Annotated in this window: 23 protein-coding genes and 1 pseudogene; 15 read left to right on the top strand and 9 right to left on the bottom strand. The window is 64.4% G+C overall.

Annotated features, from left to right (window positions below):
* Window positions 1-104 precede the first annotated feature (104 nt).
* Genes NKH91_RS02460 through deoA form a run of 6 tightly spaced genes read left to right on the top strand, consistent with a single transcriptional unit; the run spans window position 105 to window position 6276 of the window.
* On the top strand, window positions 105-1637 hold the full coding sequence (locus NKH91_RS02460) for an ABC transporter ATP-binding protein (protein WP_352845519.1): 1533 nt from the start codon (window positions 105-107) through the stop codon (window positions 1635-1637).
* On the top strand, window positions 1634-2773 hold the full coding sequence (locus tag NKH91_RS02455) for an ABC transporter permease (RefSeq protein ID WP_352484653.1): 1140 nt from the start codon (window positions 1634-1636) through the stop codon (window positions 2771-2773). The genes NKH91_RS02460 and NKH91_RS02455 overlap by 4 nt, the downstream gene beginning before the upstream one ends.
* A 1-nt stretch (window position 2774) precedes the next feature.
* Window positions 2775-3746, top strand: coding sequence for an ABC transporter permease (locus tag NKH91_RS02450; RefSeq protein ID WP_352484652.1), 972 nt, complete (start codon window positions 2775-2777; stop codon window positions 3744-3746).
* Between the two features lie 6 nt (window positions 3747-3752).
* Window positions 3753-4145 carry a cytidine deaminase gene (cdd, locus tag NKH91_RS02445; protein WP_023719008.1) on the top strand — a complete coding sequence of 131 codons (393 nt, stop codon included), beginning with the start codon at window positions 3753-3755 and terminating at the stop codon, window positions 4143-4145.
* Window positions 4142-4960 carry a purine-nucleoside phosphorylase gene (locus tag NKH91_RS02440; protein WP_352884545.1) on the top strand — a complete coding sequence of 273 codons (819 nt, stop codon included), beginning with the start codon at window positions 4142-4144 and terminating at the stop codon, window positions 4958-4960. Before cdd ends, NKH91_RS02440 begins: the two co-directional genes overlap by 4 nt.
* Complete coding sequence (deoA, locus tag NKH91_RS02435; protein WP_352845521.1) at window positions 4960-6276, top strand: thymidine phosphorylase; 1317 nt, start codon at window positions 4960-4962, stop codon at window positions 6274-6276. Before NKH91_RS02440 ends, deoA begins: the two co-directional genes overlap by 1 nt.
* 3 nt (window positions 6277-6279) lie before the next feature.
* On the opposite strand, the gene NKH91_RS02430 is transcribed toward deoA, so the two are convergent.
* The 3 genes from NKH91_RS02430 to NKH91_RS02420 form a co-directional block, all read right to left on the bottom strand.
* Entirely contained in the window at window positions 6280-6840 is a 561-nt protein-coding gene (locus tag NKH91_RS02430) for a TIGR02281 family clan AA aspartic protease (protein WP_023719011.1), read from the bottom strand.
* A gap of 100 nt (window positions 6841-6940) precedes the next feature.
* Window positions 6941-7570, bottom strand: a complete 630-nt coding sequence (gene upp / locus NKH91_RS02425) for a uracil phosphoribosyltransferase (protein ID WP_023675320.1) — start codon at window positions 7568-7570, stop codon at window positions 6941-6943.
* Window positions 7571-7706: 136 nt separating this feature from the next.
* Window positions 7707-8681, bottom strand: a complete 975-nt coding sequence (locus tag NKH91_RS02420) for an adenosine deaminase (protein WP_023719012.1) — start codon at window positions 8679-8681, stop codon at window positions 7707-7709.
* A gap of 167 nt (window positions 8682-8848) precedes the next feature.
* On the opposite strand from NKH91_RS02420, the gene ubiE reads away from it, so the two are divergent.
* The 3 genes from ubiE to coaBC all read left to right on the top strand — a co-directional run bounded on the left by ubiE (window position 8849) and on the right by coaBC (window position 12800).
* Window positions 8849-9625 (top strand): bifunctional demethylmenaquinone methyltransferase/2-methoxy-6-polyprenyl-1,4-benzoquinol methylase UbiE, encoded by a 777-nt coding sequence (ubiE, locus tag NKH91_RS02415; protein ID WP_352484649.1) that lies wholly within the window; start codon window positions 8849-8851, stop codon window positions 9623-9625.
* Between the two features lie 70 nt (window positions 9626-9695).
* The gene (ubiB, locus tag NKH91_RS02410) at window positions 9696-11270 is read left to right on the top strand and encodes a 2-polyprenylphenol 6-hydroxylase (protein ID WP_352845523.1); all 1575 of its coding nucleotides are present in this window, start codon (window positions 9696-9698) and stop codon (window positions 11268-11270) included.
* A 66-nt stretch (window positions 11271-11336) separates the two neighbouring features.
* Window positions 11337-12800 carry a bifunctional phosphopantothenoylcysteine decarboxylase/phosphopantothenate--cysteine ligase CoaBC gene (coaBC, locus tag NKH91_RS02405; protein ID WP_352845525.1) on the top strand — a complete coding sequence of 488 codons (1464 nt, stop codon included), beginning with the start codon at window positions 11337-11339 and terminating at the stop codon, window positions 12798-12800.
* A gap of 18 nt (window positions 12801-12818) precedes the next feature.
* Here coaBC and NKH91_RS02400 read toward each other — a convergent pair.
* The 6 genes and pseudogenes from NKH91_RS02400 to NKH91_RS02375 all read right to left on the bottom strand — a co-directional run bounded on the left by NKH91_RS02400 (window position 12819) and on the right by NKH91_RS02375 (window position 18113).
* A pseudogene (locus NKH91_RS02400) lies at window positions 12819-14285 on the bottom strand (MFS transporter).
* A 407-nt stretch (window positions 14286-14692) separates the two neighbouring features.
* Complete coding sequence (locus NKH91_RS02395) at window positions 14693-15166, bottom strand: DUF992 domain-containing protein (RefSeq protein ID WP_023719019.1); 474 nt, start codon at window positions 15164-15166, stop codon at window positions 14693-14695.
* Window positions 15167-15302: 136 nt separating this feature from the next.
* The gene (locus tag NKH91_RS02390) at window positions 15303-16148 is read right to left on the bottom strand and encodes a tetratricopeptide repeat protein (protein ID WP_352791346.1); all 846 of its coding nucleotides are present in this window, start codon (window positions 16146-16148) and stop codon (window positions 15303-15305) included.
* A gap of 161 nt (window positions 16149-16309) precedes the next feature.
* Window positions 16310-16582, bottom strand: coding sequence for a 30S ribosomal protein S21 (rpsU, locus tag NKH91_RS02385; RefSeq protein ID WP_023675331.1), 273 nt, complete (start codon window positions 16580-16582; stop codon window positions 16310-16312).
* Window positions 16583-16846: 264 nt separating this feature from the next.
* On the bottom strand, window positions 16847-17245 hold the full coding sequence (locus tag NKH91_RS02380; protein WP_352845527.1) for an SET domain-containing protein: 399 nt from the start codon (window positions 17243-17245) through the stop codon (window positions 16847-16849).
* Between the two features lie 109 nt (window positions 17246-17354).
* Window positions 17355-18113: an SDR family oxidoreductase gene (locus NKH91_RS02375; protein ID WP_352494680.1), complete on the bottom strand. Its 759-nt coding sequence runs from the start codon at window positions 18111-18113 to the stop codon at window positions 17355-17357.
* Window positions 18114-18304: 191 nt separating this feature from the next.
* On the opposite strand from NKH91_RS02375, the gene NKH91_RS02370 reads away from it, so the two are divergent.
* From NKH91_RS02370 to NKH91_RS02345, 6 genes are all read left to right on the top strand, one after another.
* Entirely contained in the window at window positions 18305-19048 is a 744-nt protein-coding gene (locus tag NKH91_RS02370; RefSeq protein WP_352845529.1) for a hypothetical protein, read from the top strand.
* 128 nt (window positions 19049-19176) lie between these two features.
* On the top strand, window positions 19177-20430 hold the full coding sequence (locus NKH91_RS02365; RefSeq protein ID WP_352494681.1) for a sarcosine oxidase subunit beta: 1254 nt from the start codon (window positions 19177-19179) through the stop codon (window positions 20428-20430).
* Entirely contained in the window at window positions 20430-20852 is a 423-nt protein-coding gene (locus tag NKH91_RS02360; protein ID WP_023719024.1) for a hypothetical protein, read from the top strand. The genes NKH91_RS02365 and NKH91_RS02360 overlap by 1 nt, the downstream gene beginning before the upstream one ends.
* A gap of 8 nt (window positions 20853-20860) precedes the next feature.
* Window positions 20861-21157 carry a sarcosine oxidase subunit delta gene (locus NKH91_RS02355; protein ID WP_352884547.1) on the top strand — a complete coding sequence of 99 codons (297 nt, stop codon included), beginning with the start codon at window positions 20861-20863 and terminating at the stop codon, window positions 21155-21157.
* A complete protein-coding gene (locus tag NKH91_RS02350) occupies window positions 21154-24147 on the top strand; it encodes a sarcosine oxidase subunit alpha (protein ID WP_352845531.1) in 2994 nt (997 codons plus the stop codon). The genes NKH91_RS02355 and NKH91_RS02350 overlap by 4 nt, the downstream gene beginning before the upstream one ends.
* Window positions 24140-24718 (top strand): sarcosine oxidase subunit gamma, encoded by a 579-nt coding sequence (locus NKH91_RS02345; protein WP_352845533.1) that lies wholly within the window; start codon window positions 24140-24142, stop codon window positions 24716-24718. Before NKH91_RS02350 ends, NKH91_RS02345 begins: the two co-directional genes overlap by 8 nt.
* Window positions 24719-24742 lie beyond the last annotated feature (24 nt).

The following is a 24742-nucleotide window of genomic DNA, read 5'->3' as shown; positions in this document are numbered from 1 at the left end:
TGAACCGTGCTCCGGCCAATTGGCACAGACCCAATTGGCACAGACTGGGCGTCATGCTAGGCGTTTGACCAAGCGGTAAAAAAATAACAGTGGGAACAGGCTGCATGGCGCAAGCCGCAATCGAGCTGATCGGCATCGACAAGAGCTTTGGCGCCGTGCGCGCCAACCGCGACATCAATCTGGAAATTACGCGCGGCACCATCCATGGCATCGTCGGCGAAAACGGCGCCGGCAAGTCGACGCTGATGTCGATCCTTTACGGCTTCTACCAGGCCGACAGCGGCGAAATCCGTGTCGGCGGCCAGCCGGCATCGATCAAGACACCGAACGATGCGATCGCGCTCGGCATCGGCATGGTGCATCAGCACTTCATGCTGGTCGACAATTTCTCGGTGCTGGAAAATGTCATTCTCGGCGCCGAAAGCGATGCGCTGCTGAAGAAAAGCATCGCCAAGGCGCGTTCCGAGTTGGAGCGGCTCGAGCGCGAATACGGGCTCGAAGTCGATCCGGACGCGATCATCGAGGAGTTGCCGGTCGGCCTGCAGCAGCGCGTCGAAATCCTCAAGGCGCTCTATCGCGGCGCCGAGATCCTGATCCTCGACGAGCCGACCGGCGTGCTGACGCCGGCCGAAGCCGACCATCTGTTCCGCATCCTCAGGCAGTTGAAGGAGCAGGGCAAGACGATCGTGCTGATCACCCACAAGCTGCGCGAGATCATGGCGATCACCGACACGGTCTCGGTGATGCGCCAGGGCACCATGGTGGCGACACGCGAAACCAGGAAGACCACGGTCGAGGAGCTGGCCGAGCTGATGGTCGGCCGGCGCGTGCTGCTGCGCGTCGAGAAAGGCGAGGCGAAGGCCGGCGGCGTCAAGCTCGCGGTCAAGAACCTGACGGTCAAGGATTCCCGCGGCGTCACCATGGTCGACGACGTCTCCTTCGATATCCGTGCCGGCGAGATCGTCGGCATTGCCGGCGTCGCCGGCAACGGGCAATCCGAACTGCTCGAGGCGATTTCCGGCATCAGGCGCGCCGTTTCGGGTTCGGTGACGTTGGACGGCAAGCCGATCGACCTCACCGGCGCCGCCGATCCCGGTGAACTGCGCGAGCGCGGCCTTGCCCATGTGCCGGAGGACCGCCATCATGTCGGCCTGGTGCTGGCCTTCGAGGAGAACGAGAATTCGATCCTCGGCTACCAGGACGACGAGCGCTATCTGAAGGGGCCGTTTCTCGACATCGACGCCATCCGTAACGATGCCAGGGACAAGATCGTCAAATACGACATCCGACCGGCGGACTGCCGCCTCAAGACCGCCAATTTCTCCGGCGGCAACCAGCAGAAGATCGTGCTGGCGCGGGAAATGGAGCAGGATCCCGGCGTGCTGATCGTCGGCCAGCCGACGCGCGGCGTCGATGTCGGCGCCATCGAATTCATCCACAAGCGCCTAATCGCGATGCGCGACCAGGGCAAGGCGGTGCTGGTGGTTTCGGTCGAGCTCGACGAGATCCGCTCGCTTTCCGACCGCATTCTGGTGATGTTTGCCGGCCGCATCGTCGGCGAGCGCGGCCCCGACGCGACCGAGGGCGAACTCGGCCTGCTGATGGCCGGCGTCGAGCACCGGGAGGCCGCGGAATGAGCACTCCCTATGCCAAGCTGCCGGCCTGGGCCGATTATGTACTGATCCCGCTGATCAATCTGTTCGTCGCCTTCGTCGTTGCCGGTTTCGTCGTCATATTGGTCGGCGAGAACCCGCTGCGTGCTGCGGTCATCCTGGTCGAGGGTGCCTTCGGTCGCGGCCAAGGCATCGCGTTCACGCTTTTCTATGCCACCACCTTCATCTTCAGCGGGCTGTCGGTGGCGGTTGCGGCGCATTGCGGCCTGTTCAACATCGGTGGCGAGGGCCAAGGCTATATCGCCGGTCTCGGCATCGGCATCGTTTGCCTGGCCTTCGACAGCGTGCTGCCTTGGTGGCTGACCTTCCCGATCGCCATTATCGCCGCCGCGGCGATGGGCGCGCTGTGGGCGCTGATCCCGGCCTATCTGCAGGCCAAGCGCGGCTCGCACATCGTCATCACCACCATCATGTTCAATTTCATCGCCGCCAGCGTCATGGTCTATGCGCTGGTGGGCATGCTGAAGCCGCCCGGCTCGATGGCGCCGCAGACGCGCACCTTCCTCGAAGGCGCACAATTGCCGAAGCTCAACTGGATCATCGAATTGTTCGGCGCCAAAATCCGTTCGGCGCCGTTCAACGTCAGCTCGCTGCTGGCGCTGGCCATGGCCTTTCTGGTGTGGGTCCTGATCTGGCGCACCAAGCTCGGCTACGAGATGCGTACCTACGGCCACAGCCCGAAAGCGGCGCGCTATGCCGGGATTTCGGAAATCCGCATCATCATCATTGCGATGATGATCTCGGGCGCGCTGGCCGGCATGATGGCGCTCAACCCGACGATGGGCGACCAGCACAATGTCGCGCTCGAATTCGTTTCGGGCGCCGGTTTCGTCGGCATCGCGGTGGCGCTGATGGGGCGACTGCACCCGGTCGGCATCGTGCTTGCCGCAATCCTGTTCGGCATGCTCTACCAGGGCGGCGCCGAGCTCGCCTTCGAGATGCCGGCGATCAGCCGCGACATGATCGTCATCATCCAGGGCCTGGTCATCCTGTTCGCCGGCGCGCTCGAGCATATGTTCCGGCCCTATGTCCAGGCGCTGTTCGCCTCGCTCAGCCCGAGATCGGTCGGCATGGAAGCGGTCAAGGGGAAGGGCGCCTGAGATGGATTTCTTCAACGCCATCGTACAGGTCCTGGACTCGACCATCCGTCTGTCGGTCCCCTTGCTGCTCGCCTGCCTCGCCGGCCTCTATTCAGAGCGGGCCGGCGTCTTCGACATCGGGCTCGAAGGCAAGATGCTGGTTGGGGCCTTCGCCGGTGCCGCCGCCGCCTCGGTCTTCCACTCGGCCTATCTCGGCCTCGGCATGGCCATCCTCATTTCGGTCGCCTTCGCGCTGATCCATGGCTTTGCCTCGATCACCCACCGCGGCAACCAGATCGTTTCCGGTGTCGCGATCAATTTCATTGCCGCCGGATCGACGATCATGCTCGGCCAGGCCTGGTTCCAGCAAGGCGGGCGCACGCCGGCGCTGGCCGCCGGCGAGCGCTTCGAGACAATCATCTGGCCGGGCGCGGATGCGCTCAGGAGCATGCCGATCCTCGGGCCGATCTATTCGGAACTCATCTCCGGCCACTCAGTGCTGGTCTATCTCGCCTTCCTGGCCGTGCCGTTCACCTGGTGGGTGCTGTTCCGCACCCGCTTCGGCTTGCGCCTGCGCGCCGTCGGCGAGAACCCGGCCGCGGTCGATACCGCCGGCATATCGGTCGCCTGGCTGCGCTATCGGGCGCTGATCTGCACCGGCGTGCTCACCGGCATTGCAGGTGCCTACCTGTCGATGGTGCAGAATGGCGGCTTCGTGAAGGACATGACCGCCGGCAAGGGCTACATCGCGCTGGCCGCGCTGATCTTCGCCAAATGGAAACCGGTCAACGCCATGTTCGCCTGCCTGCTGTTCGGCTTCCTCGACGCGGCGTCGATCCGCCTGCAAGGCACGCCGCTGCCGCTGATCGGCAAGGTGCCGGTGCAATTCATGCAGGCGCTGCCCTATGTGCTGACCGTCATCCTGCTTGCAGGCTTCATCGGCAAGGCAATCCCGCCGCGTGCCGGCGGCGTGCCTTATGTCAAGGAACGCTGATTTATCATGGCTCGTGATCTGTTCGAAGCGGCGAAAGCCGCCATGGCCAAGGCCTATGCGCCCTATTCGAAATTTCCGGTCGGCGCGGCGTTGCGCACCGAGGACGGCCGTGTCTTCACCGGCGCCAATGTCGAGATCGCGTCCTATCCGGAGGGCTGGTGCGCCGAAACCACCGCGCTCGGCCACTACATCATGGGTGGCGGCGGCAAGATTACGGAAATCGCCGTGATCGCCGAACGCGTGGCAAAATGCTCGCCCTGCGGCGGCTGCCGGCAGCGGCTGGCTGAATTCTGCCGGCCGGAAACGAAGTTCTATCTCTGCGATGATAGCGGCGTGGTCGAGACCGTGACCATGGGCGAGTTGCTGCCATACGGCTTCCAGGGCGATGTGTTGAAATGAAGGAAGCACTCGATCACCTCGTCGAAAGGCTGGACGGGCTGGCGCCGACCACTGCGCTGGTGCTGGGATCGGGGCTTGGCGGGCTTGTCGACAAGGTCGAGGATGCGGTGCGCATTTCCTATGCCGACTTGCAGGGCTTCCCCAGAAGCGGCGTCAGCGGCCATGCCGGCGAGGTGGTGGCGGGGCTCTTTGCCGGCACGCCGGTGCTGATGCTGTCCGGTCGCGCACACTATTACGAGCACGGCAACGCGGCGGCGATGCGGCCTGCACTCGAGGTGCTCGCCGGCCTCGGCATCTCCAGGCTGATCCTCACCAACGCCGCCGGTTCGGTCGATCCCGGGATGGGCCCGGGCTCGGTGATGCTGATCACCGACCACATCAATTTCTCAGGCTCCAACCCGCTGATCGGCGAGCCGAGCGACCGCCGCTTCGTCGGCCTGACCGAAGCATACGACGCCGGTCTCCGCTCCGCCATCGAGCAAGCCGCGAAGGCCACCGGTACCAGGCTGCACAAGGGCGTCTACATGTGGTTCTCCGGCCCATGCTTCGAGACGCCGGCCGAGATCCGCATGGCTCGCATCATGGGCGCCAACGCGGTCGGCATGTCGACGGTGCCGGAGGTCGTTCTCGCCCGCTTCCTCGGGCTGCGCGTCGCAGCCTGTTCGGTCGTCACCAACCTTGCCGCCGGCATGACCGGAGCCGAGCTGTCGCACCAGGAGACCAAGGACATGGCGCCGGTCGGCGGCGCGCGGCTGGCGACCATTCTGCAGCGTGTTTTTCAGGACGGGCTTCCGGAGCACAGGGTAGACGCCTGATGCTTCCCCAGGAAATCATCCGCCGCAAGCGCGACGGTCAAAAACTCTCGGCTGAGGAGATATCGGCTTTCATCGAGGGCCTGACCGCCCGCACCGTTACCGACGCGCAGGTCGGCGCCTTCGCCATGGCGGTGTTCTTCAACGGCATGAGCCGCGACGAGGTGGTGGCGCTGACTATGGCGATGCGCGATTCCGGCGATGTGCTCGACTGGTCGGATCTGCCCGGCCCGGTCACCGACAAGCATTCGACGGGCGGCGTCGGCGACAATGTCTCCTTGATGCTGGCACCGATCGTCGCTGCCTGCGGCGCCTATGTGCCGATGATTTCCGGCAGGGGCCTCGGCCATACCGGCGGCACGCTGGACAAGATGGATGCCATCCCCGGCTACATCAGCCAGCCGGATGTTGCACGCTTCCGCAAGACCGTGCTCGAAACCGGCTGCGCCATCATCGGCCAGACCGCCGACCTCGCACCCGCCGACGCCAGGCTCTACGCCATCCGCGATGTGACGGGAACGGTGGAATCGGTGCCGCTGATCACCGCTTCGATCCTGTCGAAGAAGCTGGCGGCCGGCATCAATTCGCTGGTGCTCGACGTCAAGGTCGGCAACGGCGCTTTCATGGAGAAATCGCGCGATGCAACGGTGCTGGCCAACAGCCTGGTCGACGTCGCCAATGGCGCCGGCCTTAGGGCCTCGGCGCTGGTCACCGGCATGAACGAGCCGCTGGCGTCCGCTGCCGGCAATGCGGTCGAGCTGCGCAACGCCGTCGACTTCCTCACCGGCCGCTTCCGCGACCGGCGGCTGGAGGAAGTGACGCTGGCGCTGGCCGCCGAGATGCTGCAATCGGCAGGCCTGGTGCCGTCCAACCAGGACGGCCTGCGTCGCGCCGCCGAGACGCTGGCCGGCGGTCGCGCCGCTGCCATCTTCGCGCGCATGGTGGCGGCACTTGGCGGTCCCGCCGATTTCATCGAGAATCCGGAAAAATATCTGCCGAAAGCGGCAACGGAATTCGCCGTCAAGGCGAGCGCGAACGGCTTTGTCACCGGCATAGCAACCCGCGAGATCGGGCTTGCCGTGGTCGGGCTTGGCGGCGGGCGGACGCGGCCGGACGACAGGATCGATCACGCCGTCGGCGTCACCAGGCTGCTGCCGGTCGGCGCTGAAGTGCGGACCGGCGAGGCGCTGGCGCTGGTCCATGCCCGCAATGCCGGGGATGCCGAGGCGGCCGCGGCCGCCGTGCTTTCGGCCTATACGATCGGGACTTCCAAACCGGCCGCGGAGAAAACCGTCATCCGGCGGATCCTGCCGCGCTGATAGTCACTGAACCAGCAGCAGCGTGCCGTCTTCGACCTGATATTTTTCGAGCCGCTGCAGAAAGCTCATGCCGATCAGGTTGGTGTGCAGCGCCCTGTCGTCGAGTACGACGGCCTCGACGCCCTCGACGGTGATCCTGCCGATCTGCAGGCGGTCGATCGTCACCACGGCGGCCTTGATCGCACCGTTGGCGGTGTTGACCTGATGGCTGAAGTCGGTCGAATTGAGCGAGATGCCGATCCTGCGCGCGGTCGAGCTGTTGATGGCGACGAGCGTCGCACCGGTATCGATCATGCCTTCGATCTGGCGGCCGTTCAACTTGAAGACCGACATGAAATGCCCGCGCGCGTCCGCGGTGACGACGACCTTGCGGCCGAGCGGCTGCGGCGTCGCCGGCCTGTCCGGGACGGCGGCGAGGTTCAGGTCGGTTTGGGTGTCGGCCGGCTTGGCTCCGATGGCGGATTTCAACAGCCGCTCGATCGTCTGTGGATTCGACTGATAGACGATCGGCAGCGATGCCGACGTTCCGGCAAACACGCCAAGGATGAGAAGCTTGCGCAGCATGGACCGGCCTTTGTGGTTGCCGATCCTTAGTCCGACAAGGTGTTTGCCGCTTTAACGAATGCGGAAACCAGCCGTTTGCGTAAACAATCGGTAAACGGACCTATTTGGTGCCGTACATACGGTCGCCGGCATCGCCGAGGCCGGGCATGATGTAGCCCTTTTCGTTGAGTTGGCGGTCGATGGAAGCGGTGAAGACCGGAACATCGGGATGCGCCTGGGTAAAACGCTCGAGGCCCTCTGGTGCCGCCAACAGGCAGAGGAAGCGGATGTTGGTGGCGCCGCGGCCTTTCAGCTTGTCGATCGCCGCGATCGCCGAATTGGCGGTCGCCAGCATCGGATCGACGACGATCACCAGCCGGTCGGCGAGGTCGCCCGGCGCCTTGAAGAAATATTCGACCGCTTCCAGCGTCTCATGGTCGCGGTAGAGGCCGATATGGGCGACACGCGCCGCCGGCACCAGATCGAGCAGGCCTTCGAGCAAGCCGTTGCCGGCGCGCAGCACGGAGGCGAAGACGAGTTTCTTGCCCTCCAGCGTCGGCGCCTCCATCGTCTCGATCGGCGTCTCGATCGTCGTCGTGGTCAGTTCGAGGTTGCGGGTGACCTCATAGCCGAGCAGTAGCGAGATCTCGCGCAGCAGCCGCCGGAACCCGGCCGTCGAGGTTTCCTTCTTGCGCATGATGGTCAGCTTGTGCTGGACAAGCGGATGGTCGACGACGGTGACGCCCTTCATGGTGTTCTCCGAACTGCGCAGGTGAATAGTGAATGGTGTATGGTGAATAGTGAATAGTGAACTGGTTTGCGAGTCCTTGGTTGCGCGGAAAAACTCGCGGTTGACGGACCGAAGCGCCAGGCTCGCAATTCACCATTCACCTGCCCTTGGCGCCGAGCCTGCCCAGCAGCGCCGCCCTGGTCTTCCTGTCGACGAAAGCTGCCTCGATGGCCGTCCTGGTGACGGCGGTGAGCGCCTTGTCATCCATCGCAAAATGTTCGGCGGCGATGTCGTATTCGCGCTTCAGCGAGGTCCAGAAATAGGGTGGGTCGTCGGAGTTGAGCGTCACCTTGCAGCCCGCCGCCCTCAAAGCAGGAAAGGGATGGTTGGCGAAGCTGTCGAAGATTTTCAGGGCGATGTTGGAGCCGGGGCAGCATTCGAGCACGACGCCTTCGTCGGCGATGCGCCGCACGAGATCGGGGTTCTCGATGGCGCGCACGCCGTGGCCGATGCGAGAGGGGCGGATATGGTCGAGTGCCGCCTCGACGCTCTCCCAGCCCATCAATTCGCCTGCGTGCACGGTGATGCCGAGGCCGGCCTCGCGGGCGATCTCGAAGGCCCTGACATAATCTTCCAAATCGCCAATCCGCTCGTCGCCGGCGACGCCGAAGCCGGTGACCAGCGGATGCCCGCTGCGGGCGGCGAAACGCGCCGCCCGCTCGATCGATTCGACACCGAAATTGCGCACGCCGGTGACGATCATGCGGCCTTCGATGCCGGTCTTCGCCTTGGCGCGGGCCATGCCTTCGCCGAGCGCATCGGTATAGGCCTTCGGCGACAGCCCGGCCTTGCCGGCATGGTCGGGCGAGGTGAAAACCTCGGAATAGATGGCGCCGTCGCGGGCGAGGCTGGTCAGGTAGTGATCGGCCAGCCGCGCATAATCTTCTTCGGTGCGGAACAGGTCGGAGGAGAAGTCGTAGGCGGCGAGGAAGGAGGTGAAATCGTGCCAGGCGAAGGAGCCGTCCCGGATGTAGGGCGAGGCATCCCTGCCGTATTTCTCGGCCTGGCGGAGGACGAGTTCAGGCGCCGCTGCCCCTTCGATGTGGCAGTGCAGTTCTGCTTTCAAAGGCATTCAATTATCCCGTCAGGCTTTTTCTTATGACGCAGGTTCTTGTCGGAAAACCGTGCGACGCTTTTCCGGAACCTGCTTCGAAGCGCGGCCGAACACCGCGCCTTAAACAATAGCGCCCGCACCATCGATCGGCTATGGTCCCGCCGATTTTATGGCGGATCAAAACGATGTCGGTTGAAAGAACCACGGCTGCGGGCGGCATGGAAACCTCCTATGGTTTCAAGCGGGTAGGGCCAGGCGACAAGCAGCCCCTGGTCAATGATGTTTTCCACAAGGTGGCGAACCGGTACGACCTGATGAACGACCTGATGTCGGCCGGGTTGCATCGGTTGTGGAAGGACGCCATGGTCGCCTGGCTCAATCCACCGAAGCGGCCGGGCTGGCGCGTTCTCGACGTTGCCGGCGGCACCGGCGACGTCGCCTTCCGCATCGTCGAGGCGAGCGCCAGGCACGCCCATGCAACGGTTCTCGACATCAACGGCTCGATGCTCGCCGTCGGCCGCGACCGAGCCGAGAAAAAGGGCCTGTCGGCAAATACCGATTTCGTCGAGGCCAATGCCGAGGAACTGCCTTTTGCCGACGCTACTTTCGATGCCTACACCATTGCTTTCGGCATCCGCAACGTGCCGCGCATCGATGTGGCGCTTGCCGAAGCCTATCGCGCGCTGAAGCCTGGCGGGCGCTTTCTCTGCCTTGAATTTTCCGAGGTCGAGATGCCGCTGCTCGACAAGGTCTATGAGGCATGGTCGTTCAACGCCATCCCGCGGATCGGCAAGGCGGTGACCGGCGACGGCGAGCCCTACTCCTATCTGGTCGAATCGATCCGCAAATTTCCCAACCAGCAGAATTTCGCGGCGATGATCTCGCGCGCGGGCTTCGAGCGCGCCTCATTCCGCAACTATTCCGGCGGCATCGCCGCGCTTCATTCGGGCTGGAAGCTTTGAGGCTGGCCCGCATTTTCATAGCCCGACGTGCCTTTCGCCAGTTCAGGAAACCGGCAAGGCAAAGCCAGCCATGAGCAGCATAGGCGCTGGTTTCAGGCTCGTGCGGGCCGGCTGGGTGCTGGTCCGCGAGGGTGTCATCGCGGCGTTGCCCGGCGACGAACTCTTCGGCCTGCCGAAGTTCGGCTGGCGCATGGCCCGGCTGTTCACCCGTCGCCGTGCGCTTGCCTACGAGCGCGGCGACCGGCTGGCCAAGGCGGTCGTGCGGCTCGGCCCATCCTACGTCAAGCTGGGCCAGTTCCTGGCGACGCGGCCGGACGTCGTCGGCAACGACATAGCGCTCGATCTCGCCATGCTGCAGGACAAGATGCAGACATTTCCGAAGGCCGAAGCCATAGCGGCAATAGAGGCCTCGCTCGGACGCAAGGTCGGCGAGCTCTATGCCAGTTTTGGCGAGGCCGTCGCCGCCGCCTCGATCGCCCAGGTCCATACCGCCGAAACCCTGCAGGACAGCGTCGTTACCCGGGTGGCGGTGAAGGTCATCCGGCCGGGCGTGCGCCGCCGCTTCTTTCGCGATCTCGAGAGCTATTTCCTCGCCGCCCGGCTGCAGGAAAAATACATCCCGTCGTCGCGCCGGCTGCGGCCGGTCGAGGTGACCGAGACGCTGGCCCAGACCACCAAGATCGAAATGGATTTGAGGCTGGAGGCGGCGGCTTTTTCGGAGCTCGCCGAAAACACCAAGGACGATCCCGGCTTTCGCGTGCCGTCGGTCGACTGGGAGCGCACCGGCCGCGATGTGCTGACCATGGAGTGGGTCGACGGCATCAAGATGAACGATATTGTCGGCCTGACCGCCGCCGGCCACGACCTGAAGGCGATCGCCGCCAATCTGGTCCAGTCGTTCCTGCGCCATACGCTGCGTGACGGTTTTTTCCACGCCGACATGCATCCGGGCAACCTGTTCGTCGAGGCCGACGGCACCATCGTCGCCGTCGACCTCGGCATTGCCGGCCGGCTCGGCAGGAAGGAGCGCCGGTTCCTCGCTGAAATCCTCTACGGCTTCATCACGCGCGATTACCAGCGCGTCGCCGAGGTGCATTTCGAGGCTGGCTACGTGCCGCGCCAGCACAATGTCGCAGCTTTCGCCCAGGCGATCCGGGCGATCGGTGAACCGATCCACGGCCAGCCGGCCGAGACCATCTCGATGGCCAAGCTGCTGACGCTGCTGTTCGAGGTGACCGAGCTCTTCGACATGGCGACGCGATCCGAGCTGGTGCTGCTGCAGAAGACCATGGTCGTTGTCGAGGGCGTCGCCCGCACCCTCGACCCGGCCTTCAACATGTGGAAGACGTCGGAACCTGTGGTCAGCGGCTGGATTGCCCGCAATCTCGGCCCGCGCGCTTTGCTGGCCGATGCGCGCGACGGCGCCAACGCGCTGCTGGCGCTGGCCCGCCAGGCGCCGGACCTCGCCGCCCGCACCGAGCGGCTGTCGCGCGAGATCGACCTGATGGCCGAACACGGCCTGCGCTTCGACGAAAGGACCGCGCACGCGATCGGCAAGGCCGAGGCGCGCTACACCCGCTCCGGCCGGCTGGCGCTGTGGGTAATCGCATTGACGCTGGTGTACATCGCCTGGAAGCTGCTTTAGCGGCTTGTTCCCGATTGATCGCATTGATATCATTGCTTGCAGCGATCTCGGGCAAAGTGCAATCACATGGCCAGCATCACCATCCGCAACCTTGATCACGAGGTCAAGGATATGCTGCGCCGATTGGCTGCGGAGAATGGCCGGTCGATGGAAGACCAGGCGCGGGTCATGATCCGCGCAGCGGTCGAAGGTCAACTCGGTTCGTCCGGCCGCATCGACCAGATCGAGAAAACGTTGCGCGAACTGACAAGCTTGCAGAATCCTGCAGCTCCGGTGGTCGCGGTCCCCAGCCAAGTCGCGCGAGGTGTCCTCTCCGGCAAGCGCATCCTGCTGATCATCGGCGGCGGTATCGCCGCCTACAAAGCGCTCGACCTGATCCGCCGGCTGCGCGAGCGCGGTGCTTCGGTGCGCGTGGTGATGACCGCCGCGGCGCAGCAATTCGTCACCACGCTGTCGGCCGGAGCGTTGTCCGCCCATCATGTCTTCACCGAGCTGTTCGACCGGCAGGACGAGCACGACATCGGCCACATCCGGCTTTCGCGCGAGGCCGACCTTGTGGTCGTGGCGCCGGCCACCGCCGACCTGATGGCAAAGCTCGCCAACGGCCACGCCAACGACCTTGCCTCGACGGTGCTCATCGCAACCGACAAGCAGGTTTTGATGGCTCCGGCTATGAACCCGAAAATGTGGACGCACCCGGCGGTCCGGCGCAACCGCTCGATGCTGGGTAAGGACGGCGTCGCATTCGTCGGCCCGGCGAAGGGCGAGATGGCCGAAAGCAACGAGGCGGGCGAGGGCCGCATGGCCGAGCCGCTGGAGATCGTCGCCGCGATCGAGGCGCTGCTCGACAGTCGGCCAAAGCCGCTGGCGGGCAGGAAGATCATTGTCACTTCCGGGCCGACGCATGAACCGATTGACCCGGTCCGCTACATCGCCAACCGTTCGTCGGGCAAGCAGGGCCATGCCATCGCGGCGGCGCTGGCCAGGCTCGGCGCCGACGTGCGTCTCGTCTCCGGTCCGGTCGGCATTGCGGATCCGGCCGGCGTCGCCACGCTGCATGTCGAAACGGCCGTCGAGATGAAGGATGCGGTCGAACAGCTGCTGCCGGCCGACGCGGCAGTGTTCGTCGCGGCTGTCGCCGACTGGCGCACTCAAAGTTCGGCCGGGGAAAAGATCAAGAAGGTGGCGGGCGAGGGGCCGCCGGCGCTGCAGATGGTGGAAAATCCCGATATTCTTGCCGGTGTCGGGCATCACAAAAGGCGGCCGATGCTGGTGGTCGGTTTCGCCGCGGAGACGCAGGACCTGGTCAGGAATGCCGAGGCCAAGCTTGCGAAAAAGGGTGCCGATCTTATCGTCGCCAATGATGTCTCGCATGAAGATGGTTCCCCGGGCGTGATGGGCGGCGACCGCAACAAGGTGCGGATCGTCTCGAAGGCCGGCGTCGAGGAATGGCCGGAGATGAGCAAGGAAGAGGTGGCGACGCGGCTCGCGGCACTGATCGCCGGCCGGCTGAAGACGGTCGTGGTTTAGCGATCTCCCCTCGGGTGTTTAGCCGATCTCACCTCTCGTGGGGGAGATTGGCAGCTTCGCCAGCCGCGCGGCGTCGCTCGCGCCCGAAATCCGCAAGGCGGCAAGGCATCCCAGGATGCCGAGCGGGATGAAGGCGAGGAACAGCCAGGCGGCGACATTTGCCGCGGCCTCGCGGTTCAGGCCTTCGGAAAAGCCGCTGGCGTTGGCGACGATGCCGGTCAGTGCCGCACCCACGGCATAGCCGATGCGCTGCATGGTCGGCACGGCGGCCGAGGCGATCGTCTGCTCGCCTTCCTTGGCCGATGCCACGATGACACGCGTGACAAACGGCCAGGCGATGCCGAAACCGCCGCCTTGCAGCAAGGCACAAAGCAGGATCAACGGGATCGAGCCCGCCGGCACCGTATAGGCGAAACCCGCGACGCCCGTGGCGATCATCAGCGCCCCGCCGACGATGATCAGCCGCTCGCGCTCCGGCGGGGCATTGGCGACGAGGATCGACAGGATCGACCAGGCGATCGATTCGGCGGCGATGATGTAGCCGGTGGTGAGGATCGGAATGCCGTGCAGGCTGGTCAGGAGCAGTGGCCCGTAGACCGCAAACGAGCAGGTCGCCACCGAAAACGCCGCGACCATGGTCATGCCCGCGCCGACCGGCGAGCGCCATGAAAACAGCCGCGACGGGAACAGGCGCGAGCGCGGCTTCAGCGCGTCGATATAGACGAACAGCGCCAGGCCGATCATGCCGAGGGTGAGCAGCAGCGACGAGCGCAGCAGGGCGATGTCGACGCCGGCGGTGGCGATCAGCACGACGCTGACGGCAAGACAGCCAAGTGCCGCAAACGGGAAGGGCGGCGCCGACCCGCCGGTCGCCTGCGGCCTTGTTGCTTTAGGTGTATCGAGCACGAGGAAGCTTGCCAGCGCCATGGCCATGCCGCCGAGGGTGAAGACGCCGAAGGCCCAGCGCCAGGACAGCAATTCGGTCATGACCGCGCCGAGCACCGGCCCGCTGAAGGCGGCGACGCCCCAGATCGCCGACATAACGCCGAAAAGCTGCGGCCAGATCGCGCGGGCAAACAGCCGCTCGACCGAGGCGAAGGCCAGCGACACCAGCGCGCCACCGCCAAGCCCTTCGATCAGGCGGCCGGAGAGGAACAGCGGCATCGAAGGCGCGGTGGCGCAGACCAGCGCGCCGGCGGCATAGAGCAGGGCGGCGGCCGTCATGTTGGTGCGCAGCGCGACATAGCTCACCAGCCGTCCGGCGGCAGCACCTGCGACGATGGCGCCGAGCTCGTAGATCGCCAGCGACCAGCCGACCAGCTACACGCCGGCGAGCTCGCCGACCATGGCCGGCATGACCGTTGCCACCATCGTTTCGTTGGTGGCGTGCAACAGGATGCCGAGGCTGATGAAGCAGAAGCGCGCCAGATCGCCGCTCGCCCACAGCGCACGCCAGTCGACCCTGTTTGTGCTTGTTTTGGTCAAGTCCACCCCCGAATTCCCTGCCGAGCCAGAGCATCTTTGGCACTTCAGGCGCGATGCACGCCTTGTTCGCGTGCGGTTTGTAAAACCTCAACTGCGGTTGAGCTCAAGCGGTTTTTTGATCGCCGTTAGCGCGGCGGATGCCAAAGATCATGCGGCGCGAGACAGTCACGAGATGTCGAGATCTTAGTCAGGCCGAAGATGTAAGCAATATTGGATCGCCGCAATCTTCGGTCACGGTAACGGCATGGATCCTAGGATCCATGCCGTGATCTTCGAGCGCTGCAACTTTGAACATCAGGGCGGCCCATCCTCTGCGGAGCGGGCCTGCCGGAATCCATGAGCTTTCGGCAGCTATTCGCAGGCCGACACCTACGCTGCCCGGCTGCTCGGGGAGCCATGCTACGCCGCTATTTGAACGAATGGATCAAGTCCAGCGAAGTGACGGCGACCGCCAGATTGACGCCGGTCTGCGCCTGGACACTGAGCGGCTGCAGCGAAAAGGCGCTGCCGAGGCCGCCGACCAAAAGGTTGGCGCCGCCACCGGTGACCACGCTCGCCTCGGCATTCACGCCATAGTAGCTGCCGGCAAGATCGCCTTCATCGTGGTTGCGGGTTGCCGCCAGAACCGCCCATGCCAGTTGGCCCTGATGCGTCCGGCCGACGTCGACGCCGAGCTTGGAAATTACCCCGGTATAGACTTCGGGTGGGCCGCCACGATGCGGACGAAAGACACAGGAAACACCCTTGTTGGAGGTGACCAGATAGGCCGTGCCACCGTCGATGGTGCAGTCGAGCACGCCGAGCTGGAGCTTGCCGGCGCTGGCGGGAGCGGCAACGACGGTCGTGGCGAGTGCGGCGGCACAGGCAAGTTGCTTGATCATGGGAGGGTCCTTTCCAAATGGCTTTGAACAACGGCTGACCACGCCGAGCGTTCCGCCGAAAACTTGGCGCCAGCAAGGCAAGGCTAAACGCAGGGTTGTCGGAGTGCGGAAACGGAGGCCCGATAAACCGGCCCGGTCAACCGGCGCTGGTGCGGGCCAGACCGTCCTTGGCCGGTTGGTAGTTCGGATTGAGGTGCACTGCCTCGCGGTAGGACTTCGCGGCCCTGACCTTGTCGCCGCGCCGCTCGTAGATCAGCGCCTGGTTGGACCAGGCCTCGGCGTTCTTGCCGTCGAGCTTGATGGCCATGTTGAAGTCGGCGAAGGCATTGTCCTCGTCGTTCATGGCAAGGTAGGAGAGGCCGCGTCCGTTGTAAGGCTCGGAAGCATCCGGCGCCAGCGAAATGGCGGTCGAGAAATCCTCGATGGCAAAGGCGTGCTGGCCCTGGCTCTGGTAGATCAGGCCGCGATTGTGATAGGCGCGCGCGTCGGTCGTGTCGAGCTGGATCGCTTTCTGGAAATCGTTGAACGCCTCCTGGACCCGGCCTGCCTTGCGGTAGAGATTGCCGCGGCCGATATAGGCGGCGTCGTAGTTGGAATTGATCTGGATCGAGCGGTTGTAGTCGGCCAGCGCGCTTGCCTGATCACCGAGGAAGCGCTGGATGAGCGCCCGGTTGGAATAGGCCTGGTAGAAATTCGGATTGAGCTGGATGGCAGTGTTGAAGTCCTTCAGCGCTGCCTGGTACTGGCCGCCGCGGCCATAGGCCGAGCCGCGCACATTGTAGGCTTCCGGATCCTGCGGGTTGCGCTGGATCACCGCCGACAGCGAGGAAATGTTCTCGGTCGAGGCTTGCGCCTTGTCGATGTTGTTGAACTCGCCGGTCGGAACGCTCTGGCAGCCGGCAAGCGTCAACCCGGAGAGCAGGGCTGCCGTCAGGGCGAGGCCGCGCCACGCGGTTCTGCGCTCTACGGTGATTGCGTCCATGTCTGCCCTGTCCTTACTGCGCCGTCTGGTCCGTTCCCCCTCCGAACCGGCATCTCTCCCAACCGGTCCTCTCGGACCGGGTCGAAATCACAACAAAAAGGTGGCGGCGATTCCGCATCGCGCCACCTTGGATATCCTTGGAAAAGGACGAAAAATTGACGTCAGAACCGCGGCGGACGCGGAGCACCGGCGCCGGCAGCACCGGCCGCGACCGGACGTGGCGTCATCGGCAGAAGGCCTTCGCGCTGGGCGCGCTTGCGGGCCAGCTTGCGGGCGCGGCGCACGGCTTCCGCCTTTTCACGGGCGCGCTTCTCGGAAGGCTTCTCGTAATGTCCGCGCATCTTCATTTCGCGGAAGATGCCTTCACGCTGCATCTTTTTCTTGAGCGCGCGAAGCGCCTGATCAACATTGTTGTCGCGGACGAGTACCTGCACGTGCAATCCTGTCTTTCGGTTTGAAATCAACAGGCAAGCGGCCATAGCCACAAGCCTCCGCGGCGCGTTACACCACGAATTGGGGCGGCTGATAGCAGAATCAAGGGGCGCTGTCCACAGCCGATTGAGAGGCGGTGCCGATCCCGAAACGAAAACCCGCCTCGGCGGCGGGTCTCTGGTGTGAATCAGCACCATGCGTAATTTAGTAGCATAGCTGCCGGCACAAAGCAAGAACAAAATTCGCCTTGGGTCAGATAGACGCCGCTATGCCGTGGCCAGGGCCGTGGCCAGGTGGAGCTGCTCGAAACCCTCGAAGAACTCGCCGTAGTCGCAGGTTATCTCCTCGCCGGCGGCGATATTGCGGATCGCGGTGGCCCCGCCATATTGCGAAAAATCGGTGTTCGGCTTGTCGGCATGGTTCATGAAGCGGCCATTGTCGACCTCATAGACCATGAAGCCCGGCCGGTCCGGGCTGGGATAGGCATATCTGTCGAGCAATTCCTTGAGGTGCGGCGGCGCCGTCTCGTATTTTTCCCTCGGGATCAGCCGGTCGAAGTCCGGATCGAGCCGCCAGATCTGCGCGCCTTTCCGGATCGGCTCGGCGGCAAACACACCGACGCCTTCGATTGCGCTTGCAGCGATATAGGTCCTGATCAGCAACATGTTTCCAACCCGTCTTCGAGGAGAAGACGGAATCGTCAAATCGCCGAAAAAATCAAGGGCCGGTTCGCGACATTTCGGCTGGCGGGCATGCGTTGCGCCCTCCGAACCCTCACGTCCGGGTGATCGAGACGCCGCCGTCGGCGAACAGCGCCGCGCCGGTGGTGAAGCTCGATGCGTCGGACGCCAGGTAGAGCGCCGAGCGGGCGATCTCCTCAGGCTCGGCGACGCGCTTCAAGGCATGCAGGTTTTCGACGAAGGCTCGCGATTCAGGTGTCTTGAACGTCGCCGAAGGCGTGTCGGTGCCGCCCGGCAGCAGCGCGTTGACTCGAATGCCCTTGGCGCCATATTCGGCGGCCAGCACCTGCGTCAACCCGATCAGTCCGGCCTTGCTTGCGGCATAGCTGGTCATGCCCGGCATGCCGACGGTGTGGCCGACGAAGGTGGAGGTGAAGATCAGCGAGCCGCCGCCGCGATCGATCATCGCCGGCACCTGGTATTTCGCGCCGAGAAAGGCGCTGGTCAGATTGGTATCGAGCGTCTCGCGCCAGCCCTCCAGCGACAGCTCCGAAACCGGCCCCATCCTACCGACCGAGCCGGCATTGTTGAAGGCGATGTCGAGCCCGCCGAATTTCCCGACCGCCAGGTCGACGAGGGCTTTTGCGTAGGCTTCGTCGCGGACATCGCCGGCAAGAGCGACGGCGGTGCCGTCGGCGTCTTCGATTTCGGCAACCAGCGCATCGAGCTCCGCCTGGCGGCGGGCTGCGACGACCACCTTGGCGCCTTCCTCCGCAAACACCTTGGCCGTGGCGCGGCCGATGCCGGAGCTGGCGCCGGTGACGATGGCAACTTTGTTGGCAAGTGCGAACATTTTTGCATCCTTTTTCGCGCCGGCCCTTGCCGGCAATCGGGATCCTTGGTCGCAAATCAGGGCGGCGCGAGCCACCCGATACCTGCGCTGTTTTCAACAGCGCTTCTTGACGCCCGCTGGCCACCAAGCTACGGGTCCTCATCCAAAATCGCGGGTGGACGCGCCACCCATTTGCAATGACCCCCCAAGACATGATGAGCAAGTTGCTGGAGCCCGGCTACGAGGGCGACGGCGAATTGGCGAATGCGCTTCGTTCGGAATTCCTCAAGGGTTTTCCGCTCGAAAACCTGCGGCAATTGTTGGTGTCCAGCAATGTCCAGACCCAGGCCGCGGCCGTCTTTATAACGGTCGAAACGGTCTTTAGGTTGGGCTTCGAGCTGAATTGTGTAGTGGCGGAAATAGCCAACCTGCTCGACAGCAAAAGTTCAACGATACGCTTCGATGCGATCCAAACGCTCAGAAGTTGTACCACACCTGCAGATGGCGCCTTTCTAGGTCGCGTGATGCTGCGACTGGATGATGAGCATGCGGGCGTTCGGTGGTCCGTCGTCAAGTTCATCTGCTTTGCGCAGCGCTGGCAGTTGCGGCTCGGGGTGGAAAATGCCGCCGCACTGCGTCCAGACCCTGCTTTCGCGATGCTGGTTAACGCTTACGGCAGGTATTTCATGCCGAGCGCCAAGGACCGGCGGCGACTGCTCGAGGATCCGGATGCGGTGTTGCGGCGCTTTGCAGCGGCAGTGGCTATCAGGCCACGCGACGTGATCATCGAGCGCTTCGTGGCCATGGCGGAGCAGTCGGACGACGCGGAAGTTCGTAAAATCGCCAGCGATTGCCGTGAGGGTTATTTGCGGCCGACCTATGCAATCGGGCCGTCCATCTTCAAGCGTGCTTCGTCTGAAACGTCAAAAGGCGAAACTCAGAACAGCGGCCGTTGAAGGCACGGCGCAAAACGGCAAGCGCCGTCGCAAACAGTGCAAGGCTGGCAGTGCGGTTTCGCTAGTGATACAGCTCGCGCGCCGGGGTTGGCTGATCTGCCCGGCCGCCATTTGCGAGGCCTGCAACGTTGAAGAAATACTCGGTATTCGCTATCGCCCGCGAGGCCATGCGCGGCCACAAGGGCTGGGAGGAACAGTGGTCCTCGCCGGAGCCGAAGAAGGAGTATGACGTCGTCATCGTCGGCGCCGGCGGCCACGGCCTGGCCACAGCCTATTACCTCGCCACCGTGCATGGCATCACCAACGTCGCGGTATTGGAAAAAGGCTGGCTCGGCGGCGGCAATACCGGCCGCAATACCACCATCATCCGCTCGAACTATCTCTATGACGAGAGCGCCGGCATCTACGACCATGCGCTGAAGCTGTGGGACGGGCTCAGCCAGGAGCTCAACTACAACGTCATGTATTCGCCGCGCGGCGTCATGATGCTCGCCCATAACATCCACGACATTCAGGTGCTGAAGCGCCACGTCCATGCTAACCGGCTGAACGGCATCGACAATGAATGGCTGACGCCGGAACAGGCCAAGGAATTCTGCCCGCCGCTCAACATTTCGCGCGATGCCCGTTATCCCGTGATGGGTGCCGCGCTGCAGCGCCGTGGCGGCACGGCGCGGCACGATGCTGTCGCCTGGGGCTATGCGCGCGGCGCCTCGGCGCGCGGCGTCCACATCATCCAGAATTGCGAGGTCACCGGCGTCAAACGGGCGCCGAACGGCGCGGTTACCGGTGTCGAGACGACGCGCGGCTTCATTGGCGCCAGGAAGGTCGGCGTGGTCGCCGCCGGCCACTCCTCGGTGATCATGAACATGGCCGGCGTGCGCATGCCGCTGGAAAGCTATCCGCTGCAGGCGCTGGTGTCGGAGCCGGTCAAGCCGGTGGTGCCTTGCGTGGTGATGTCGAACACGGTGCATGCCTATATCTCGCAATCCGACAAGGGCGAGCTGGTCATCGGCGCCGGCACCGACCAATATGTCTCCTATTCGCAGACCGGCGGGCTGCACATCCTGCAGCACACGCTCGACGCGATCTGCGAGATGTTCCCGATCTTCACCCGCATGAAGATGCTGCGCTCATGGGGCGGCATTGTCGACGTGACGCCGGACCGTTCGCCGATCCTGGCCAAGACGCCGGTGCCCGGCCTCTACGTCAATTGCGGCTGGGGCACGGGCGGCTTCAAGGCGACGCCGGGTTCGGGCCACGTCTTTGCCCATACGATCGCCAGGGACGATCCGCACCCGATCAACGCACCCTTCACCATCGAGCGCTTCCGCACCGGCCGCCTCATCGACGAGGCGGCGGCGGCGGCGGTGGCGCACTGATGATGACCGAGATGGCCGTCGCCATGCCGCTGATGCTCGCCGGCGAGCAAGGCCTGTTTCATTTTCCGTCACCGGACGAGGTGCGCACGCAGCCGATCAGTCGCGCCGGGAACGAGGCCGACTGGCCGTTTTCCATCGATGACGGCATGCTGACCTGCGTCTGGAGCGGCGGGCGAAAGATCGTCTTCTTCTTCGAGGCCCGTCCTTCCGATCTGGATCCGGACGAGCCTTTCCAACCGCGCGGCGTCATCGTCACCACCGATCCAATCCAACTGACCATCGGCAACATGGCCAATCGCGCTCTGTTTCGCCCTGCGGCAAGCATCGAGGAGCGCATCCGGCTCGTCGCGCCTTTCGTCACGATGGGTCAGAGGCTTTGCGACCAACCTGCCGGCGCTCGCGTCGGCCACGGCGAACTGTAGGACCAACCATGCTTCTCATCCGCTGCCCCTATTGCGAGGAAGAGCGTCCCGAGCTCGAATTCCGCAACGCCGGTGAGGCGCATATTGCGCGTTCCCCAGACATCGCCGGCGAGAGCGACGACGACTTCGAAAAGTTCTTCTTCATCCGCTCCAATCCCAAGGGGATCATCTATGAGCGGTGGCGGCACATGCATGGCTGCGCGCGGTTCTTCAACGCCGTGCGCGACACCGTCAGCGACAGGTTCCTGATGACCTACAAGGCCGGCGAGCCAAAGCCGGCGAAGCTGCCGGGAGCCGCCAAATGAGCGCGACGTTCCGCATTGCCGGCGCCGGGCGGCTCAAGCAGGCAAAGATAGCTGGCTTCAGCTTCGACGGCCGCCCCTATACCGGCATCGAGGGCGACACGCTGGCCTCGGCGCTGCTTGCCAATGGCGTCCATCTCGTCGGCCGCTCGTTCAAATACCACCGGCCGCGCGGCTTCCTGTCGGCCGGCGCCGAAGAGCCGAACGCGCTGGTCGAGATCAAGCGCGACGCGGCACGCAAGACGCCGAACGTCCGCGCCACGGTACAGGAACTCTATGACGGGCTGACGGCACAGTCGCAGAACCGCTGGCCGTCGCTCGCCTTCGACATCGGTGCGGTCAGCAGCATCGCCTCGCCGATGCTTTCGGCCGGCTTCTACTACAAGACCTTCATGTGGCCGAAGGCTGCGTGGAAGAACCTCTACGAGCCTAAGATCCGGGCCGCGGCCGGTCTCGGCGTCGCCCCCGACCAGCCGGATCCCGACCATTATTCGGCGCGCTTCGCCCATTGCGAGGTGCTGGTGCTTGGCGGTGGTGCGGCGGGTATTGCCGCGGCATTGGCTGCCGCCGAAACCGGCGTGCGCGTCATCCTTGCCGACGAGCAGGCGGAATTCGGCGGCAGCCTTCGCTTCGAGAGCGGGGCGAAGATCGAAGGCCAGGACGGCTTTTCCTGGGCGCAATCCGCTCTCGCCAAGTTGAGCGCGATGGACAATGTCCGCGTACTGCCGCGCACCACGGCCTTCGGCTATTACGCGCAGAATTTCGTCGGACTGGTTGAGCGCGTCAGCGACCATCTGCAGAGCCCCGGCCGCGACCTGCCGCGCGAGCGGCTGTGGCAGGTTCGCGCCAAACGCGTGGTGTTGGCGACCGGCGCCATCGAGCGCCACATGGTGTTTGCCGACAACGACCGTCCCGGCGTCATGCTGGCGTCGGCGGCGCGCACCTATCTCAACCATTACGGCGTCGCGGTCGGCAGGAATATCGGCGTCTATACGGCGAACGATTCCGCCTATGCGGCGGCGATCGACCTGAAGAAGGCCGGCATCAACGTGGCGGCGATCGTCGATCTGCGCGACAATCCGACCGGGCCGGTGATCGACGAGGCGAGGGCGCTCGGCATCGAGATCAATTTCGGCCGCGCGGTGATCCGCGCCGGCGGCAAATTGCGCGTGTCGTCGATGACCGTGCAACCGAAGAATGGCGGCGGCGAGCGCACCATGCCGGTCGACGCAATCCTGATGTCGGCCGGCTGGACGCCGTCGGTGCATCTGTTCTCGCAATCGCGCGGCAAGGTTGCCTTCAACGACGAGACCAAGCGCTTCGTGCCCGGCATTTATGCACAGGATTGCGTCTCGGTCGGCGCCTGCAATGGCACGGACGGGCTGTCGGCGACGATCGACGAGGCCTATGCAGCGGGCGCCAAGGCGGCCAAGGAAGCCGGCAGCAAGCCAGCCAAGGGCACCAAGCCGAAAGTCGATGTCAGCGAGAGCTGGTCGCGCGGCATGCTGGGTGCGGCGCCCGGCGCCGGGGCGGATACGACGGTAAAGGCGTTCGTCGACTTCCAGAACGACGTCACCGCCAAGGACATCCGCCAGGCGGTGCATGAGGGCATGCGCTCGATCGAGCACGTCAAGCGCTTCACCACCAACGGCATGGCGACCGACCAGGGCAAGACCTCCAACATGCACGGCCTGGCGGTTGCCGCCGAGACGTTGGGCAAGCCGATCCCGCAGGTCGGGCTGACGACGTTCCGTGCGCCCTATACGCCGGTGACGTTCGGCTCGATCGTCGGGCATGCGCGGGGTCCCCTGTTCGACCCGACCCGCAAGACGGCGATCCATCCCTGGGCAGAGCGTCAAGGCGCGATGTTCGAGGATGTCGGCCAGTGGAAGCGCGCCTGGTATTTCCCGAAGCCGGGCGAGGACATACATGCGGCCGTCGACCGCGAATGCGTCACGGTGCGCAAGACGGCCGGCCTGTTCGACGCGTCAACGCTGGGCAAGATCGAGGTGGTCGGGCCGGATGCGGCCAAATTCATGGAACTGCTCTACACCAATCCATGGGAGAAGCTCGAGCCCGGCCGCTGCCGCTACGGCATCATGCTGCGCGAGGACGGTTTCATCTATGACGATGGCGTGGTGGGAAGACTCGCTGCGGACCGTTTCCACGTGACGACGACGACCGGCGGCGCGCCGCGCGTCATGAACCATATGGAGGACTATCTCCAAACCGAGTTCCCGCATCTCAACGTCTGGCTGACCTCGATCACCGAGCAGTGGGCGGTCATTGCCGTGCAGGGGCCGAAGTCTCGCGACATCATCGCATCGCTGGTCGAGGGCATCGACATGTCGGATGAGGCGCTGCCGCATATGTCGGTGCGCGAAGGCCGGATCTGCGGCGTACCGACCAGGCTGTTTCGCATGTCGTTCAGCGGCGAGCGCGGCTTCGAGGTCAATGTGCCGGCCGATTACGGCGAGGCGGTCTGGGAAGCGCTATGGGCCGAGGGCCAGAAGCATGGCGCCTGTGCCTACGGCACCGAGTCGATGCATGTGCTGCGCGCCGAAAAGGGCTACATCATCGTCGGCCAGGATACCGACGGCACGGTGACGCCGAACGACGCCGGGCTCGACTGGGCGGTCGGCAAGAAGAAGGCCGACTTCGTCGGCATTCGCGGCATGGCGCGGCCGGATCTGGTCGCCAAGGGCCGCAAGCAGCTTGTCGGCCTGAAGACCAGGGATGCCAAGGTGGTGCTGCAGGAGGGAGCGCAGATCGTCGCGGACCCGAAGCAGGCAATCCCGATGAAGATGATCGGCCATGTCACGTCGAGCTATTGGTCGCAAAATTGCGGCCGCTCGATCGCACTGGGGCTGGTTGCCGGCGGCCGCGATTGCATAGGCAAGACGCTCTATGTACCGATGCCGAACGGGGTGATTGAGGTGGAGGTTACCGGTATGGTGTTCTTCGACGAGAAGGGGGAGCGCCTCAATGGCTAAGGCCGCTGTGAAAACCGCCGTCGCCGGGCCGTCGGTCGAACGCCGTCCGGCTCTCGCCGGCCAGTCGCTTTCCGCCACCGCCGTCACACTTGCCGTGCTGCCGCCGGCCGAACGCATATCGCTGCGCGCGCCGGACGCCTCGATCGCGGCACTTTCGAAAGCACTCGGGGTCGCCCTGCCGCAAAGGCCGAAAACCTCGGCGGCAAAGGTTGGACGCACCGCCTTGTGGCTCGGGCCGGACGAATGGCTGGTCATCGATGAGAGCGGCAAAGATCCACTCGCCGATTGCGCCAAGATTTCCGCGCTGCATTCGGCGGTTGGCATCTCGCACCGCAATGTCGCGATATCGGTCACCGGTCCGGCGGCCGCGGCGACGATCAATGCCGGCTGCCCGCAGGATCTGTCGCTCGACGCCTTTCCGGTCGGGGCGGCGTCGCGCACCATTCTTGGCAAGGTCGAGATCGTGCTGTTGCGCACGGCGGCCGACGCGTTCCGCGTCGAATGCTGGCGTTCCTTCTCCGACTATGTCTTTACTTTTCTGTCGGAGGCAGCGCGCGACGCGGCAGCATAGCAATGTTCGCCGCGCCCGGCCGCT

Origin of the sequence: Mesorhizobium sp. M0894 (assembly GCF_040319725.1) — a bacterium.
Lineage (GTDB): Bacteria > Pseudomonadota > Alphaproteobacteria > Rhizobiales > Rhizobiaceae > Mesorhizobium.
The sequence above is the reverse complement of the archived record's forward strand: the minus strand, read 5'-3'. Positions and strand labels throughout refer to the sequence as shown.

What these genes read in the sequence shown, in the direction of transcription:
- ubiE (WP_352484649.1), top strand. Translation starts at nt 8,849, where the DNA reads ATGTCGGTTGAAAGAACCACGGCTGCGGGCGGCATGGAAACCTCCTAT.
- NKH91_RS02430 (WP_023719011.1), bottom strand. Translation starts at nt 6,840, where the DNA reads ATGCTGCGCAAGCTTCTCATCCTTGGCGTGTTTGCCGGAACGTCGGCA.
- NKH91_RS02460 (WP_352845519.1), top strand. Translation starts at nt 105, where the DNA reads ATGGCGCAAGCCGCAATCGAGCTGATCGGCATCGACAAGAGCTTTGGC.
- NKH91_RS02355 (WP_352884547.1), top strand. Translation starts at nt 20,861, where the DNA reads ATGCTTCTCATCCGCTGCCCCTATTGCGAGGAAGAGCGTCCCGAGCTC.
- upp (WP_023675320.1), bottom strand. Translation starts at nt 7,570, where the DNA reads ATGAAGGGCGTCACCGTCGTCGACCATCCGCTTGTCCAGCACAAGCTG.
- NKH91_RS02455 (WP_352484653.1), top strand. Translation starts at nt 1,634, where the DNA reads ATGAGCACTCCCTATGCCAAGCTGCCGGCCTGGGCCGATTATGTACTG.
- coaBC (WP_352845525.1), top strand. Translation starts at nt 11,337, where the DNA reads ATGGCCAGCATCACCATCCGCAACCTTGATCACGAGGTCAAGGATATG.
- ubiB (WP_352845523.1), top strand. Translation starts at nt 9,696, where the DNA reads ATGAGCAGCATAGGCGCTGGTTTCAGGCTCGTGCGGGCCGGCTGGGTG.
- NKH91_RS02420 (WP_023719012.1), bottom strand. Translation starts at nt 8,681, where the DNA reads ATGCCTTTGAAAGCAGAACTGCACTGCCACATCGAAGGGGCAGCGGCG.
- NKH91_RS02450 (WP_352484652.1), top strand. Translation starts at nt 2,775, where the DNA reads ATGGATTTCTTCAACGCCATCGTACAGGTCCTGGACTCGACCATCCGT.
- cdd (WP_023719008.1), top strand. Translation starts at nt 3,753, where the DNA reads ATGGCTCGTGATCTGTTCGAAGCGGCGAAAGCCGCCATGGCCAAGGCC.
- NKH91_RS02370 (WP_352845529.1), top strand. Translation starts at nt 18,305, where the DNA reads ATGATGAGCAAGTTGCTGGAGCCCGGCTACGAGGGCGACGGCGAATTG.
- NKH91_RS02440 (WP_352884545.1), top strand. Translation starts at nt 4,142, where the DNA reads ATGAAGGAAGCACTCGATCACCTCGTCGAAAGGCTGGACGGGCTGGCG.
- NKH91_RS02390 (WP_352791346.1), bottom strand. Translation starts at nt 16,148, where the DNA reads ATGGACGCAATCACCGTAGAGCGCAGAACCGCGTGGCGCGGCCTCGCC.
- NKH91_RS02360 (WP_023719024.1), top strand. Translation starts at nt 20,430, where the DNA reads ATGATGACCGAGATGGCCGTCGCCATGCCGCTGATGCTCGCCGGCGAG.
- NKH91_RS02375 (WP_352494680.1), bottom strand. Translation starts at nt 18,113, where the DNA reads ATGTTCGCACTTGCCAACAAAGTTGCCATCGTCACCGGCGCCAGCTCC.
- NKH91_RS02395 (WP_023719019.1), bottom strand. Translation starts at nt 15,166, where the DNA reads ATGATCAAGCAACTTGCCTGTGCCGCCGCACTCGCCACGACCGTCGTT.
- NKH91_RS02350 (WP_352845531.1), top strand. Translation starts at nt 21,154, where the DNA reads ATGAGCGCGACGTTCCGCATTGCCGGCGCCGGGCGGCTCAAGCAGGCA.
- NKH91_RS02345 (WP_352845533.1), top strand. Translation starts at nt 24,140, where the DNA reads ATGGCTAAGGCCGCTGTGAAAACCGCCGTCGCCGGGCCGTCGGTCGAA.
- NKH91_RS02380 (WP_352845527.1), bottom strand. Translation starts at nt 17,245, where the DNA reads ATGTTGCTGATCAGGACCTATATCGCTGCAAGCGCAATCGAAGGCGTC.
- deoA (WP_352845521.1), top strand. Translation starts at nt 4,960, where the DNA reads ATGCTTCCCCAGGAAATCATCCGCCGCAAGCGCGACGGTCAAAAACTC.